The 15,453-nt window shown below is 62.7% G+C and carries 16 protein-coding genes; 10 read left to right on the top strand and 6 right to left on the bottom strand.

The window, feature by feature from the left end; all coding sequences use genetic code 11:
* Window positions 1-66: 66 nt before the first annotated feature.
* Window positions 67-306, top strand: a complete 240-nt coding sequence (locus QRN70_RS14865; RefSeq protein WP_285418754.1) for a DUF1161 domain-containing protein — start codon at window positions 67-69, stop codon at window positions 304-306.
* A gap of 6 nt (window positions 307-312) precedes the next feature.
* Here QRN70_RS14865 and QRN70_RS14870 read toward each other — a convergent pair whose 3' ends face one another.
* Entirely contained in the window at window positions 313-732 is a 420-nt protein-coding gene (locus QRN70_RS14870) for a PA0061/PA0062 family lipoprotein (RefSeq protein WP_285418755.1), read from the bottom strand.
* A gap of 40 nt (window positions 733-772) precedes the next feature.
* On the bottom strand, window positions 773-1,195 hold the full coding sequence (locus QRN70_RS14875) for a PA0061/PA0062 family lipoprotein (RefSeq protein ID WP_285418756.1): 423 nt from the start codon (window positions 1,193-1,195) through the stop codon (window positions 773-775).
* A gap of 59 nt (window positions 1,196-1,254) precedes the next feature.
* On the opposite strand from QRN70_RS14875, the gene QRN70_RS14880 reads away from it, so the two are divergent.
* Complete coding sequence (locus QRN70_RS14880) at window positions 1,255-2,331, top strand: aminopeptidase (protein WP_285418757.1); 1,077 nt, start codon at window positions 1,255-1,257, stop codon at window positions 2,329-2,331.
* Between the two features lie 106 nt (window positions 2,332-2,437).
* On the opposite strand, the gene QRN70_RS14885 is transcribed toward QRN70_RS14880, so the two are convergent.
* Window positions 2,438-3,088 carry an HAD family hydrolase gene (locus tag QRN70_RS14885; protein WP_285418758.1) on the bottom strand — a complete coding sequence of 217 codons (651 nt, stop codon included), beginning with the start codon at window positions 3,086-3,088 and terminating at the stop codon, window positions 2,438-2,440.
* Window positions 3,089-3,116: 28 nt separating this feature from the next.
* Complete coding sequence (locus QRN70_RS14890; RefSeq protein WP_285418759.1) at window positions 3,117-3,662, bottom strand: gamma carbonic anhydrase family protein; 546 nt, start codon at window positions 3,660-3,662, stop codon at window positions 3,117-3,119.
* A 62-nt stretch (window positions 3,663-3,724) separates the two neighbouring features.
* On the opposite strand from QRN70_RS14890, the gene prlC reads away from it, so the two are divergent.
* Together prlC and QRN70_RS14900 are read left to right on the top strand one after the other, a co-directional pair.
* On the top strand, window positions 3,725-5,803 hold the full coding sequence (gene prlC / locus QRN70_RS14895; RefSeq protein WP_285418760.1) for an oligopeptidase A: 2,079 nt from the start codon (window positions 3,725-3,727) through the stop codon (window positions 5,801-5,803).
* On the top strand, window positions 5,800-6,084 hold the full coding sequence (locus QRN70_RS14900; RefSeq protein WP_285418761.1) for a YheV family putative zinc ribbon protein: 285 nt from the start codon (window positions 5,800-5,802) through the stop codon (window positions 6,082-6,084). Before prlC ends, QRN70_RS14900 begins: the two co-directional genes overlap by 4 nt.
* Window positions 6,085-6,127: 43 nt before the next feature.
* On the opposite strand, the gene QRN70_RS14905 is transcribed toward QRN70_RS14900, so the two are convergent.
* Window positions 6,128-6,772, bottom strand: coding sequence for a dual specificity protein phosphatase family protein (locus tag QRN70_RS14905; RefSeq protein ID WP_285418762.1), 645 nt, complete (start codon window positions 6,770-6,772; stop codon window positions 6,128-6,130).
* Between the two features lie 299 nt (window positions 6,773-7,071).
* Here QRN70_RS14905 and QRN70_RS14910 point away from each other — a divergent pair, with 299 nt between their 5' ends.
* The 6 genes from QRN70_RS14910 (at window position 7,072) to QRN70_RS14935 (ending at window position 14,640) form a co-directional block, all read left to right on the top strand.
* Window positions 7,072-7,821: a gluconate 2-dehydrogenase subunit 3 family protein gene (locus QRN70_RS14910; RefSeq protein ID WP_285418763.1), complete on the top strand. Its 750-nt coding sequence runs from the start codon at window positions 7,072-7,074 to the stop codon at window positions 7,819-7,821.
* A 2-nt stretch (window positions 7,822-7,823) separates the two neighbouring features.
* The gene (locus QRN70_RS14915; protein WP_285418764.1) at window positions 7,824-9,608 is read left to right on the top strand and encodes a GMC family oxidoreductase; all 1,785 of its coding nucleotides are present in this window, start codon (window positions 7,824-7,826) and stop codon (window positions 9,606-9,608) included.
* Window positions 9,609-9,620: 12 nt separating this feature from the next.
* Window positions 9,621-10,922 carry a c-type cytochrome gene (locus QRN70_RS14920; protein ID WP_285418765.1) on the top strand — a complete coding sequence of 434 codons (1,302 nt, stop codon included), beginning with the start codon at window positions 9,621-9,623 and terminating at the stop codon, window positions 10,920-10,922.
* Window positions 10,923-10,996: 74 nt separating this feature from the next.
* On the top strand, window positions 10,997-12,055 hold the full coding sequence (locus QRN70_RS14925; RefSeq protein ID WP_285418766.1) for a PA0069 family radical SAM protein: 1,059 nt from the start codon (window positions 10,997-10,999) through the stop codon (window positions 12,053-12,055).
* A 236-nt stretch (window positions 12,056-12,291) separates the two neighbouring features.
* A complete protein-coding gene (locus QRN70_RS14930; RefSeq protein WP_285418767.1) occupies window positions 12,292-13,023 on the top strand; it encodes a carbonic anhydrase in 732 nt (243 codons plus the stop codon).
* 90 nt (window positions 13,024-13,113) lie between these two features.
* A complete protein-coding gene (locus tag QRN70_RS14935) occupies window positions 13,114-14,640 on the top strand; it encodes a SulP family inorganic anion transporter (RefSeq protein WP_285418768.1) in 1,527 nt (508 codons plus the stop codon).
* A gap of 134 nt (window positions 14,641-14,774) precedes the next feature.
* Here the strand turns inward: QRN70_RS14935 and QRN70_RS14940 are convergent, their stop codons facing one another.
* Complete coding sequence (locus QRN70_RS14940; RefSeq protein ID WP_285418769.1) at window positions 14,775-15,425, bottom strand: hypothetical protein; 651 nt, start codon at window positions 15,423-15,425, stop codon at window positions 14,775-14,777.
* Window positions 15,426-15,453: the final 28 nt, after the last annotated feature.

Raw genomic sequence — 15,453 nt, forward strand, 5'->3', positions numbered from 1 at the left:
GGTGGTCGAATAAATGACAGCAGCGTTCGCGCATCTTCGTGCGCACTGCTTTAAGGAGCTTCAACCATGAAACGTTTTGCTTTGGCGGTCATCTGCGGCGCGCTGGCCACGTCAGCCTTCGCAGCGCCGAAAGACTGCGAAGAACTCAAGAAAGAGATTGAAATCAAGATCCAGGCCAATGCCGTGCCGTCCTACACCCTGGAAATCGTTTCCAAGGAAGAGGCCGACAAGCACGACGTGGCCATGGTCGTCGGCTCCTGCGACAACGGCACCAAGGCGATCATCTACCAGAAGAATGGCAACTGAATCGCCTCACGGCACGCAATTGATCTGCCGTTCTTCGGCAACGATCTGCCCCTGACGGTTGATCAACCGGGCGCTCGGCGTGAAGGCCAGGGATCTGGCCTCCAGCCGATAACGCTGGCCCGCCTCGAAATGGTCGTAACGCAGCGTCATGTAGCACAGGCGCTCCTGCGGATCGGTGTCCATGCCCTGGCCACCGCCGAAAATCTCGAAATCGAAGCGTACCGTCAGCTCATGGCTGCCCGGCATGACCTGGAAAAAACGGCCGTCGGGCAGGCGCTGGTTGTCCAGGCGTTCGGCCATCAGCACCTTGCCGCCCGGCGTCGGCATGGCAAAGTCGACCCACGCCATCTGTGGATTGGCCGCCGGCAGCGGGCTCTGACAACCGGCAACAACACTTGCAGCGAGCAACAGCGGCAACCTGCGCATGATCAATGTCCTTGAATTCGGACATTCAGCATAACGCCGATCAAGTGCGCTGGCAGCCTGCCGGTGTGCCCTCGCCGACAACCTTGCGTTGCTCGTCATAGAGCTTGGCCCATGGCCGGAAACCGATGCTCCCGGCCTGCAGTTGATAGCGCTGGCCGGCATTGAAGTCCTTGAATTTCACTTTCAACTGGCAATCGCGCCACAGCGGCTCGGCATCCGGGCCGATGTTGGTCGCCGCCACCGGGAACTGATAACGCACCTTCAACTCATGACTGCCGGGCTGCACCTCGAAGTAGCGCGTGTCGACCGCCGCCGTGGTATCGACCTGCAGCGCCTGCAGCGCGGTGTCCTGTTGCCGGGCCTCCAGATCGATCCAGGCTTGCGAGGGGTCGGGGGCGGGCATTCCGAATCCGGCACAACCGGTCAGGCTCAGCAGGCCTGCTGTCAGCATCAACTTGCGCATGGCGTAGCTCCAATGGGCGGGATAGTCTTGCGGGCAGACTTTCCAGGGATGTTCTTATTGTGATCAGGCCGTTTCCAAGCCATGGGTTACTTGATCGCGTTTTGCCGGTTTTGTTTCCGGGTGTGATGGTTTTGTTGCTCAACGGTTGCTCCAGCCTCGGCTACTACAGCCAGTTGGCCGAAGGGCAATGGCAACTGCTGCGGGCCCGGGAGCCGGTGGCCGACGTCATTGCCGATCGACACCGCGACCCGACCTTGCGCGCTCACCTGGCCCGGTCGCAGCAGGCCCGGGCCTTCGCCAGCACGCATCTGCACCTGCCGGACAACCAGAGCTATCGGCTGTACGCCGACATCGGCCGGCCCTACGTGGTGTGGAACGTGTTCGCGACGCCGGAGTTTTCCCTGACGCCACACAATCATTGCTTCCCGATTGCCGGGTGCGTGGCCTACCGCGGCTACTACAGCCAGAGCGCGGCACGCGGCGAGGCGGCGATCCAGCGCCTGCAGGGCATGGACGTGTCCATCGGCGGCGTCGAAGCCTATTCGACCCTCGGCTGGTTCAACGACCCGATCCTCAACTCGATGATGGGCTGGGGCGATGAGCGCCTGGCCACGCTGATCTTTCATGAACTGGCGCATCAGCGCGTCTATGTGCAGGACGACACCGAATTCAACGAGTCATTTGCCACGTTTGTCGAGCAGGAAGGCACCCGCCAGTGGCGGGCGTTTCGTGGCCTGCCGGCAGATACCGACGCCAGGCTCAAGCAGCGTGATCAGTTCATCGCGCTGGTGCTGGAAACGCGCTCACGCCTGGAAAAGCTCTACGCCCAACCGCTGCCGGCCGAGCAGATGCGCGAGCGCAAAACGGCGACGTTCGAGCAGTTTCGTCGCGAATATCGAGCGATGCGCGACAACCAGTGGGCCGGGGACAAGCGTTATGACGCCTGGGTGAATACGCCGCTGAACAATGCGCGGTTGTTGCCGTTCGGGCTGTATGACCAGTGGGTGCCGGCGTTTGCGGCGCTGTTCAGCCAGGTTGGCGGGGATTGGCTGCGGTTTTATCCCGAGGTTGAGAAGTTGGGTGGTTTACCTGTCGCGGAGCGTAAAGCGGCCTTGAAAGCGCTGGCCGGATCTTGAATGGATCTCGGCTGATCCGGCCTCATCGCTGGCCAGTCAGCTCCCACGTGGATTCAGGAACCTGCGGTCACCTGTGGAAGCTGGCTTGCCAGCGATGGCGCAATGCTCAGCGCGGCAAAAACGCCTGATGCAACTCCGCCAGCGTCTCAAAGTGATAGGCCGGCGCCTCAGCACTCAACTCCTCAAAACTGCCAAAGCCATAGCCCACCGCCGCCGCATCCAGGCCGTTGCTGCGCGCGCCGATCAGGTCATGCTTGCGGTCGCCGATCATCAGCGTGTCGGCCGGATCCAGCCCCTCCTCGACCATCAGGTGCGCAATCAGCTCGACCTTGTTGGTCCGCGTGCCGTCCAGCTCACTGCCGTAAATCACCTTGAAGTGCCGGGCAAAATCGAAGTGCCGGGCAATTTCCCGGGCAAATACCCAGGGCTTGGACGTCGCGATGTAGAGCTGGCGGCCCTGGCCAGCGAGGGTTTCCAGCAGAGGCGTGACGCCCGCGAACACGCGGTTCTCATAAAGGCCGGTGACCTTGAAGCGCTCACGGTAGAAATTCACCGCCTCCCACGCCCTGGCTTCGTCGAAACCATAGAACTGCATGAACGCCTGCAACAGCGGCGGGCCGATGAAGTGCTCCAGTTTGCTCAGGTCCGGCTCATCGATGCCGAGCTTGCCGAGGGCGAACTGGATGGAACGGGTGATGCCCTCGCGCGGGTCGGTGAGGGTGCCATCGAGGTCGAACAGTACGGTCTGGTAATGCATGAGAAATCCTGGGCAGGTGTCAGTCGGTTCAGAGCTGGTCGTAGCCTTCGGCCAGATGCAGATCCTTGAGCTTTACGTAGTTCGCCGCGCTGTAGGTGAAAAAGGCGTTTTCCTTGTCGGACAGCGGCCGGATCTGTTTCACCGGGCGGCCCACGTAGAGGAAGCCGCTTTGCAGGCGCTTGCCCGGCGGCACCAGGCTGCCGGCGCCGATGATGACATCGTCCTCCACCACCGCGCCGTCCATGACAATGCTGCCCATGCCGATCAACACGCGGCTGCCGACCGTGCAGCCATGCAGCATGACCTTGTGGGCGACGGTCACGTCATCGCCGATCAGCAGCGGGAAGCCGTCCGGGTTGAACGGCCCGGCGTGGGTGATGTGCAGCACGCAGCCATCCTGCACACTGGTGCGCGCACCGATGCGGATGCGGTGCATGTCGCCACGGATCACGGTCAGCGGCCAGACGGAGCTGTCCGCGCCGATTTCGACGTCGCCGATCACCACCGCCGAGGCGTCGACAAACGCGCCCTGGGCCAGGCGCGGGGTGTGATTCTGGTACTTGCGAAGGGGCACGATAAGTTCTCTCTCTGTCGCCGATAGCTGCGGTGAGTGTCGATTGTAATTAAGATGGCTACATGTTTCTTCCAGCCAAGGTGCCAACCGTGAGCGTGAACAACCCTCTTTTGCAGTCCTACGACCTGCCGCCGTTCTCCGCGATCCGTGCCGAACACGTACTGCCGGCGATCGAAACCATCCTCGCCGACAACCGCGCCGCCATCGCCGAGATCCTCAAGACCCAAGGCAAGAACCCGACCTGGGCCGGCCTGGTGCTGGCAATGGACGAGCTCAATGACCGCCTGGGCGCGGCGTGGAGCCCGGTCAGCCACCTCAACGCGGTGTGCAACAGCGCCGAACTGCGTGAAGCCTACGAGTCGTGCCTGCCGGCGTTGAGCGCTTACTCCACCGAGATGGGTCAGAACCGCGAGCTGTTCCAGGCCTATGAAGCCCTGGCCAACAGCCCGGAAGCCGCCGGTTTCGACGTGGCGCAGAAAACCATCCTGGAACATGCCCTGCGCGATTTCCGCCTGTCGGGCATCGACCTGCCGGAAGCCGAACAGAAGCGCTACGCCGAAGTGCAGAGCAAGCTCTCCGAGCTGGGCAGCCGCTTCTCCAACCAGTTGCTCGACGCCACGCAGGCCTGGACCAAGCACATCAGCGACGAAGCCGCCCTCGCCGGCCTGACCGATTCGGCCAAGGCGCAAATGGCCGCCGCTGCACAGGCCAAAGGCCTCGACGGCTGGCTGATCACCCTGGAATTCCCCAGCTACTACGCGGTGATGACCTACGCCCAGGACCGCGCGCTGCGTGAAGAAGTCTACGCCGCCTACTGCACCCGCGCGTCGGACCAGGGCCCGAATGCCGGCCAGAACGACAACGGCCCGGTGATGGAAGAGATCCTCGACCTGCGTCAGGAACTGGCCAGGCTGTTGGGCTTCGCCAGTTTCTCCGAGCTGAGCCTGGCGACCAAAATGGCCGAGTCCAGCGATCAGGTGCTGAGCTTCCTGCGCGACCTGGCCAAGCGCAGCAAGCCGTTTGCCGCCCAGGATCTGCAGCAGCTGCGCGCGTTCGCCGCCGAACAGGGCTGCCCTGACCTGCAGAGCTGGGACAGCGGTTTCTACGGGGAAAAACTCCGCGAACAACGCTACAGCGTGGCCCAGGAAACCCTGCGCGCCTACTTCCCGATCGACAAGGTGCTGAGCGGCCTGTTCGCTATCGTCCAGCGCCTGTACGGCATCGAAATCGCCGAGCAGAAAGGCTTCGACACCTGGCACCCGGATGTCCGCCTGTTCGAAATCCGCGAGAACGGCCAGCACGTCGGGCGCTTCTTCTTTGACCTGTATGCCCGCGCCAACAAACGCGGCGGGGCGTGGATGGACGGCGCCCGTGACCGGCGGCGCACGATCGACGGCGTGCTGCAAAGCCCGGTGGCCAACCTGGTGTGCAACTTCACCCCGGCCGACAGCGGCAAGCCGGCCCTGCTGACCCACGATGAAGTCACCACCCTGTTCCACGAATTCGGCCACGGCCTGCATCACCTGCTGACCCGCGTCGAACATGCCGGCGTGTCCGGGATCAACGGCGTGGCCTGGGATGCCGTCGAGCTGCCGAGCCAGTTCATGGAAAACTGGTGCTGGGAGCCGGAAGGCCTGGCGCTGATTTCCGGCCACTACGAGACCGGCGAGCCACTGCCACAGGATCTGCTGGAAAAAATGCTCGCGGCGAAGAACTTCCAGTCCGGGCTGATGATGGTGCGCCAGCTGGAGTTCTCGCTGTTCGACTTCGAACTGCACGCCACCCACGGCGACGGCCGCAGCGTGCTGCAAGTGCTCGAAGGCGTGCGTGACGAGGTTTCGGTGATGCGTCCGCCGGCCTACAACCGCTTCCCCAACAGCTTCGCGCACATCTTCGCCGGCGGCTACGCGGCCGGTTACTACAGCTACAAGTGGGCGGAAGTGCTGTCGGCCGATGCCTTCTCCAAGTTCGAAGAAGACGGCGTGCTGAATGCCGACACCGGTCGCGCGTTCCGCGAAGCGATTCTGGCACGCGGCGGCTCGCAGGCGCCCATGGTGCTGTTCGTCGACTTCCGTGGCCGCGAGCCATCGATTGACGCACTCTTGCGCCACAGCGGCCTGAGTGAGGACGCAGCAGCATGAGTGAGGCACCTGTGAAGACCAAGAAACGCTTTATCGCCGGGGCGGTCTGCCCGGCGTGCAGCGAGCCGGACAAGCTGATGATGTGGAGCGAAGACGACGTGCCGCACCGCGAGTGCGTGGCTTGCGGTTACGCCGACACGCTCAATGCACAAGGGCTTTCAGTGCCCAAGGAGTTGGGCACGCGGGTCAATACCAGCGCGCTCAAGCCGGCCGCGGACAAGAGTGTGCAGGCCGTGCAGTTCTTCCCGAATCCGAAGCTGAAGAAAAAGTCCGAAGACTGAAATCGCAAGGCCGGCCACGGTGCAATGCCGTGACCGGCGCGATTCACTTGAGGTTGACGGTCTGGAACCAGCTCTTCATCGAGCAGGTGGCGAACGCGCTGGTGCTGCAGTCACCATTGGCCAGTGCGGTGCGCAGCTTGTCGACATCGGCCTGCATCACGTAGCGGATGCCGTCCTTGAAGTGGCCGCTTTCACCGAACCCGCCCTGGGTCATTTCATTCAGCGCATCTTCCTTGCTCCAGCCCTGCACGACGATGCGATACATCGCCGCCATCAGGCCGGTGCGGTCGGAACCGTGCTTGCAGTGCATCAGCACCGGGCCGTTGGCCTCGGCCGCCTGGATCGCGCGCAGGGTTTTCAGCACGTCGCTGTCATCGACGTGGTTGGTGCGATACGGCAATTGCACCTGATTGATGCCGGGGGCCGCCAGCCAGCTCGAATCCGCTTCCGGGAGAAAGTTGATCACCGTCGCCACCTTGAGGTTTTTCAGTAACGGCACCGCGCCGCTGTCAGGCAAGGCGCTGCGGTAGAGCGTCGGCGACATCTGGAACAGGTTGTATTGCACCTCGACCGGTTGCGCCCATTCGCCAGGGCGGGAAACCGCAGCGTCTGCGGCATGCGCCGACATCGAGCTGAACAGGGCAAGCAGCGACAAACAGATCGCAGAGGAGAAGCGCGTCAGGAACATGCTGTGCGGTGACCGTGTGAGATTCGTCAGTGAGGGCTCGCAGCTTGCAGGTCGCGCAGTCAAATCCCTGTGAGGCATTTGTCAAAGAATCGTGAAGTCGAGGCAATCTTTACCCGGCGAATTCGCGCTTTTTTCCGCTGAATCGGTCTATCCGGTTGCTTAGCCTGCTACCATTTGTCACATGATGTTGCAGACGTGCTTGTCTTCCCCCGGTCATTTTCGACCCGTCGCAGCCAACTGACCACGAGCCGGCACAGAAACGGCTGACAACCATCAATGCCTGATGAGGTGCACACCCCATGTCTGATGAAGATCGAGACAACCCGCGGCGTGAGTTTTTGCGCAAATCCCTGACCCTGATTCCGGTGGTCACCCTCGCCGGCACCGGCCTGGGCAGCAGCGTGCTGCACGCAGCGCCCGCAAGCGCACCAGCGCCACAACCGGCGCGAGCCAGCAGCAGCGCCAGCTCGACGGGTTATGAGCCGACGTATTTCACCGCCGAAGAATGGGCTTTCATCAACGCCGCCGTGGCGCAACTGATCCCCAACGACGAGCAAGGCCCGGGTGCCCTGGAGGCCGGCGTGCCGGAATACATCGACCGGCAGATGAACACCCCCTACGCCGCCGGAGCCCTGTGGTACATGCAGGGCCCGTTCGATGCCGACGCCGCGCCGGAGATGGGCTGGCAGAGCAAACTGGTGCCCAAGGAGATCTATCGTCTCGGCATTGCCGCCACGGATCAGTGGGCAAAATCCCTCAACGGTAAAGTATTTGCTGAGCAAGACAGCGCTACCCGAGACGATCTGCTGAAGCAGCTCGAAGCCGGAAAACCGCAATTCGACAGCGTGCCGGCGAAGATTTTCTTCAGCCTGCTGCTGCAGAACACCAAGGAAGGGTTCTTCTGCGACCCGATCCACGGTGGCAACAAAGGCATGGTCGGCTGGACCATGATCGGCTTCCCCGGCGCCCGCGCCGATTTCATGGATTGGGTGGAACGCAACGAGCAATACCCCTTCCCGGCAGTTTCGATTCGCGGCGAGAGGGCGTGAGCATGGCAACGGTAATGAAAAAGGTCGACGCGGTGATCGTCGGCTTCGGCTGGACGGGCGCGATCATGGCCAAGGAGCTGACCGAGGCCGGCCTCAACGTGCTGGCGCTGGAGCGCGGGCCGATGCAGGACACCTACCCCGACGGCAACTATCCCCAGGTGATCGACGAACTCACCTACAGCGTACGGAAAAAACTCTTCCAGGATGTCTCGAAGGAAACCGTCACCATCCGCCACAGCGTCAATGACATCGCGCTGCCGAACCGCCAGTTGGGCGCGTTCCTGCCGGGCAATGGCGTCGGCGGTGCCGGCCTGCACTGGTCAGGCGTGCACTTTCGCGTCGACCCGATTGAGTTGCGCATGCGCAGCCACTACGAAGAGCGCTACGGCAAGCATTTCATCCCCAAGGACATGACCATCCAGGACTTCGGCGTCAGCTACGAAGAGCTGGAGCCGTTCTTCGATTTTGCCGAAAAAGTCTTCGGCACGTCGGGCCAGGCCTGGACCGTGAAGGGCCAACTGGTCGGTCAGGGCAAGGGCGGCAACCCTTACGCGGCGGATCGCTCGAACCCGTTCCCGCTGGAAGCACAGAAGAACACCGTTTCCGCCCAACTGTTCGGCAAAGCGGCGACCGAAGTCGGTTACAAACCCTACAACCTGCCTTCGGCAAACACCTCCGGGCCGTACACCAATCCCTACGGCGCGCAGATGGGCCCGTGCAACTTCTGCGGGTTCTGCAGCGGCTATGTCTGCTACATGTACTCCAAGGCCTCGCCGAACGTGAACATCCTTCCGGCGCTGAAACCGCTGGCGAACTTCGAGCTGCGGCCCAATTCCCACGTGCTGCGGGTCAACCTCGACAGCAGCAAGACCAAGGCCACCGGCGTCACTTACATCGACGGCCAGGGCCGCGAGATCGAGCAACCGGCGGACCTGGTGATCCTCGGTGCCTTCCAGCTGCACAACGTGCGCCTGATGCTGCTTTCCGGCATCGGCAAGCCGTACGATCCGATCAGCGGCGAAGGTGTGGTCGGGCGTAACTTCGCCTACCAGAACATGGCCACGATCAAGGCGTTCTTCGACAAGGACACCCACACCAACAACTTCATCGGCGCCGGCGGCAACGGCGTGGCGGTGGATGATTTCAACGCCGACAACTTCGATCACGGCCCGCACGGCTTCGTCGGCGGCTCGCCAATGTGGGTCAACCAGGCCGGCAGCCGGCCGATTGCCGGCACATCCAACCCGCCGGGCACCCCGGCCTGGGGCAGTGCCTGGAAGCGCGCCACCGCCGATTACTACACCCATCAGGTGTCGATGGACGCCCACGGCGCGCACCAGTCCTACCGCGGCAACTACCTCGATCTGGACCCGGTATATCGCGATGCCTACGGCCTGCCGCTGCTGCGCATGACCTTCGACTGGCAGGAAAACGACATCAAGATGAACCGCTTCATGGTCGAGAAAATGGGCAAGATCGCCGAAGCCATGGGCCCGAAAGCCATCGCGGTGATCGGCAAGAAAGTCGGCGACCACTTCAACACCGCGTCCTACCAGACCACCCACCTCAACGGTGGCGCGATCATGGGCACCGATCCGAAAACCAGCGCCCTCAACCGCTACCTGCAGAGCTGGGACGTGCACAACGTCTTCGTTCCGGGGGCGTCGGCGTTCCCGCAGGGCCTGGGATACAACCCGACCGGACTGGTGGCGGCACTGACCTACTGGTCGGCCCGGGCGATCCGCGAGCAATACCTGAAAAACCCCGGCCCGCTGGTTCAGGCTTAAGGAGCGATGACCATGAAAAATCTCGTTATCGCCACCCTGGCGCTGCTTGGCAGCGCCGCGCTTCACGCTGCCGAAGTCGATCAACAACTGATCAGGCAGGGCGAATACCTGGCCCGCGCCGGTGACTGCGTGGCCTGCCACACCGCCAAGGACGGCAAGCCGTTCGCCGGCGGGCTGCCGATGGAAACCCCGATTGGCACGATCTACTCGACCAACATCACCCCGGACAAAACCGGCGTGGGCGACTACAGCTTCGAGGACTTCGACCAGGCGGTGCGCCATGGCGTCGCCAAAAACGGTAGTACCTTGTACCCGGCGATGCCGTATCCGTCCTACGCCCGTGTCAGTGACGACGACATGCACGCGCTGTACGCCTACTTCATGCACGGCGTGCAACCGGTGGCGCAAGAGAACAAGGCCAGCGACATCCCGTGGCCCTTGAGCATGCGCTGGCCGCTGATGGGCTGGCGCTGGCTGTTCGCGCCGAAGGTCGAGGCGGGGCCGGCCGCGTCGGACGATGCTGTCGTCAACCGTGGCGCGTATCTGGTGGAAGGCCTCGGACATTGCGGCGCCTGCCATACGCCACGTGCCCTGACCATGCAGGAAAAATCCTTGAGTGCGGCCGATGGCAGCAGTTTTCTCGCCGGCAGTGCGCCGCTGGAAGGCTGGATCGCCAAGAGCCTGCGCGGCGACCACAAGGACGGCCTCGGCAGCTGGAACGAAGCGCAACTGGTGCAGTTCCTCAAGACCGGGCGCAGCGACCGCAGCGCGGTGTTCGGCGGCATGAGCGATGTGGTCACCCACAGCATGCAGTACATGAGTGATGCCGACCTGACCGCCATTGCCCGCTATCTGAAGACCCTGCCGGCCAGCGACCCCGCCGACCAGCCGCACCAGTACGACGACAAGGCTGCCAAGGCCTTGTGGAACGGTGACGACAGCCAGCGCGGTGCCGCGGTGTACATCGACAACTGCGCGGCGTGCCACCGCACCGATGGTCACGGCTACACCCGGGTGTTCCCGGCGCTGGCGGGCAATCCGGTGCTGCAGTCGGACGATCCGACCTCGCTGATCCACATCGTGCTCAAGGGCGGCACCCTGCCGGCCACCCACACCGCGCCATCGACGTTCACCATGCCGGCCTTCGCCTGGCGCCTGTCGGACCAGGAAGTGGCGGATGTGGTGAGCTTCATCCGTGGCAGTTGGGGCAACCAGGGCGCGCCGGTGAAAGCGGCCGACGTGGCCGCGCTGCGCAAGGATGATCTGCAGACCACCTCGGGCGACGACCTCGGCCAGGTGACGCAACACAACTGACCAGGCGCCCGACGGCACTAGCCAGATGAGCAACGCCCCGATACTGTATATGCACACAGTATCGGGGCGTTTTCATGTCTACTCCTTTGCCACCTCGCGGGCGCGGCACCGCGACCAATCCGCACAACCGCTTCGCGCCGAATCGTTCGGTGGTCGAGGATGACGGCTGGTATCAGGAAGTGCCCGAGACCCAAAGCACCGAAGTGATGATCGAAGCGGCCAAAACCATCATCACTCGCAACACGTCGCCGGACCTGCCGTTCGACCGCTCGATCAATCCTTACCGCGGCTGCGAGCACGGCTGCATCTATTGCTACGCGCGACCCAGCCACGCCTACTGGGACATGTCGCCGGGGCTGGATTTCGAAACCCGGCTGATCGCCAAGACCAACGCCGCCCAGGTCCTGGAAGAACAGCTTGGGAAAAAAGGCTATCAATGTGCGCCGATCAACCTCGGCTCCAACACCGACCCGTACCAACCCATCGAACGCGAACACCGGATCACCCGCCAGACCCTCGAAGTGCTGCTGCGCTACCGGCACCCGGTGACCATCGTCACCAAGGGCTCGCTGATCCTGCGCGACCTCGATCTGCTCACTGAACTGGCGAAGCAGCGTCTGGTGGCGGTGATGATCAGCCTGACCACCCTGGACGACGAGCTCAAGCGCATCCTCGAACCCCGCGCTGCTGCGCCCAAGGCACGCTTGCGCGCGATCCGGGTCATGCGTGAGGCGGGCATTCCGGTCGGCGTGCTGTGTTCGCCGATGATTCCGATGATCAACGACAGCGAAATCGAGAGCCTGCTCAGCGAGGCCCATGCCGCCGGCGCGCAGAGCGCCGCCTACATGATGTTGCGCCTGCCGCTGGAGGTCGCCCCGCTGTTCGAGGAATGGCTGCATGCGCACTATCCGCAACGCGCCGCCCATGTGCTCAGCCTGATCCGCCAGAGCCGTGGCGGCGAGTTGTACGACAGCCGTTTCGGCGCACGGATGCGCGGTGAAGGGCCGTTCGCCGATCTCTTGGCACAGCGTTTCGCCAAGGCCCTGAAACGCCTGGGCCTGAATCACCGCGAAGGCTTCAATCTCGATTGCACGGCCTTCTGTCCGCCGGGTCGCCAGATGGCGCTGATTTAGCGACAATTAGCCTATGGTTGAGTGCTTGGACCTACTCGGCCGGTTACGCTGGTCACGTTTTTTGTGACCTGGAACACACGTTCTAGAGCACTTGATTCAGTTTGAGTTAAGTTTCGGCGGTTACCTTGTTCATCGAGTGACTGACGGGTCGGGATGACCCGGATGTTGTAAACAGCCACTGGCTTCACACCGGAATACCGGGGAAGAATCCCTGAATCCGCCAACGAGGATGAATCATGAGTGACAAGGATAAACAGCCGTTGGCTGCGTCGGCGCAAGCCCTCCCTGTGGCGGAATCCGCCGATGCAGCGTTGAAAACCATTGTCGACGGCTTTTTGCATTTTCATCATGAGGTCTTTCCGCAGCAGGAAGAACTCTTCAAGAAACTCGCCACGGCGCAGTCGCCGCGGGCGATGTTCATCACCTGTGCCGATTCGCGCATCGTCCCCGAACTGATTACCCAAAGCTCCCCGGGCGATCTATTCGTGACCCGCAACGTCGGCAACGTGGTACCGCCTTACGGGCAGATGAACGGTGGCGTGTCCACCGCCATCGAGTACGCCGTGCTGGCCCTGGGCGTGCAACACATCATCATTTGCGGCCACTCCGATTGCGGCGCCATGCGTGCGGTACTCAACCCGGACAGCCTGGAAAAAATGCCGACGGTCAAAGCCTGGCTGCGCCACGCTGAAGTGGCGAAGACCATGGTGCACGACAACTGCAACTGCACCGACGAAAAAGAAAGCATGCCGATCCTCACCGAGGAAAACGTCATCGCCCAACTGCAGCACTTGCGTACCCATCCTTCGGTAGCCTCGCGCATGGCGAACGGTCATCTGTTCATCCATGGCTGGGTCTACAACATCGAAACCAGCGAAATCAAAGCTTACGACGCGGACCAGGGTCGATTCCTGCCGCTCGACGGCAGCCATCCGATTCCGGTGGCGACGCCCAAAGCGCGCTTCTAAATCCTCCTAAAAATCCGTGTGGTTTGACGCCGGCCGCTGTTTCAGCGGCCCGGCCTCGCCACGCCTGAAGAAAGCTTCGGGAGAATCACCATGCGTGCTGCTCAATTGAAAGCTGTTCTGCCACGGGAGCTGTTGGCTTCGGTGGTTGTGTTCCTCGTGGCCCTGCCGCTGTGCATGGGTATCGCCATCGCTTCCGGGTTGCCACCGGCCAAGGGTCTGATCACCGGGATCATCGGCGGTCTGGTGGTCGGCTGGCTGGCGGGTTCGCCGTTGCAGGTCAGCGGCCCGGCGGCAGGGCTGGCGGTGCTGGTGTTCGAACTGGTGCGCCAGCACGGCATCGAGATGCTCGGGCCGATCCTGCTGCTGGCCGGTTTCCTGCAACTGCTGGCCGGACGCCTGAAGCTGGGGTGCTGGTTCCGGGTGACTGCACCGGCCGTGGTGTATGGCATGTTGGCGGGGATCGGCGTGCTGATCGTGCTCTCGCAAGTGCATGTGATGCTCGATGCCAAGCCACAACCTTCCGGCCTGGACAACCTCACGGCCTTCCCCGGCGCCGTGGCGCAGGCCTTGCCGTCGTTCGGCTGGCAAGCGGGCTTGCTCGGCTTGGGTACCATCGCGGTGATGTGGCTGTGGGAGAAGTTTCGCCCGCAGGCGCTGCGTTTCGTGCCCGGCGCCCTGCTCGGCGTGGGTCTGGCCACAGGCGTCAGCCTGCTGCTGGCCTTGCAGGTCAAGCGGGTCGAGGTGCCGGCCAATCTGGCCGAAGCCATCGATTGGCTGAAACCGGCCGACCTGCTCAGCCTCGCCGACCCGACCCTACTGATCGCCGCGTTCGCCGTCGCCTTCATCGCCAGCGCGGAAACCCTGCTCTCGGCGGCGGCGGTGGATCGCATGCACAGCGGCGTGCGCTCGGATTTCGACCGTGAGCTGTCCGCGCAAGGGGTCGGCAACATGCTCTGCGGCCTGGTCGGCGCACTGCCGATGACCGGTGTCATCGTGCGCAGTTCGGCCAACGTCCAGGCCGGTGCCACCACCCGTTACTCGACGATTTTCCATGGCCTGTGGCTGCTGGCGTTTGTCCTGCTGCTGTCGAGCCTGCTGCAGAGCATTCCGGTGGCGAGTCTGGCGGGGGTGCTGGTCTACACCGGGTTCAAACTGGTCGACCTGAAAGCCTTCCGTGGCCTGGGCCGCTATGGGCGGATGCCGATGTTCACCTACGCCGCCACGGCTCTGGCGATCATTTTCACCGACCTGCTGACCGGGGTACTGATCGGTTTCGGCCTGACGCTGGTGAAGCTGGCGTTCAAGGCCTCGCGCCTGAAGATCAGCCTGATCGATCTGCCCCAGGATGGCGAAATGGAGTTGCGCCTGGTCGGTGCGGCGACCTTTCTCAAGGTGCCGGCGCTGACCCAGGTACTGGGCAGCATTCCGCCGGGCACGACGGTGCATGTGCCGCTCAACAACCTGAGCTACATCGACCATTCGTGTCTGGAGTTGCTGGAAGAATGGGGCCGGGCCAATGCGGCCAAGGGCTCGAAACTGCTGATCGAGTCGCGCGGCTTGAAGCGACGGCTTGAGGGGCGGGTCCGGACCAATACCGGGATTGGTGCGGCCGGCTGAAACCCTCACTTGTAAACAAACCTTGTGGGAGCTGGCTTGCCAGCGATGGCGGTCTTTCAGTCACTGAAAATGTTGACTGATCCATCGCTTTCGCTGGCAAGCCAGCTCCCACAGGTATTGGTCGGGAACGCGGATTACGCGGCAGGCTGATCCAGCTCCAGGCCCACACCCAGGCGGCGTCCCATGCACGGCCAGCGTTTCCACGCGGCGCCGGTGTCCGGGCTGCTCAGTTTCTCGCGATAGGCTTCCACCGACTCCAGCGCAAAGCTGTCGTCATCGAGCATCTCGTCGATGGCGTGGTGCACCACTTCGTCCAGTTGGTTGGCAAATTCCTCACCGATCAATTGGTGAGCAATCAGATTGGCGACCGTCATGTCCAAGGGGATCAGTGGCTGGCCGAAATGCTTGATGTACAGGTCGTTGACCTCTTCGACAAAGCGGTGCGCCAGGTAGGCTTCGTCCAGCAGGCTGTCCAGGCCGACATGCCCGGCCATGATGGCCGGCGGCTGGAGGAAATACTGCTCGGCGATTTTCAGCACCGGTTTGATCTGCGATTCGATTCCCGCTTCCCTGGCGACTTCATTGGCTGCGTCCAGCAGGTCCGGTACTTCATCGATGTAGGCGGCGACGAAACGCGTCAGCACGCCATTGGCGTCGGCTTCCGGCAACTGGATCGCCGGGTGTAGATGAGGCAGCTTGCTTTCCAGCTGACGGGTCAGCAGGCCGGTTTCTTTCTCGTGCTGTTGGGCTGTTTGGATCTGCTCGCGCAATGCGGCGGTGTTCATGAAAACTCCAGGGAACAAGGCAATGAAA

This window comes from Pseudomonas sp. efr-133-TYG-5, from assembly GCF_030209175.1.
Taxonomy (GTDB): Bacteria; Pseudomonadota; Gammaproteobacteria; order Pseudomonadales; family Pseudomonadaceae; genus Aquipseudomonas.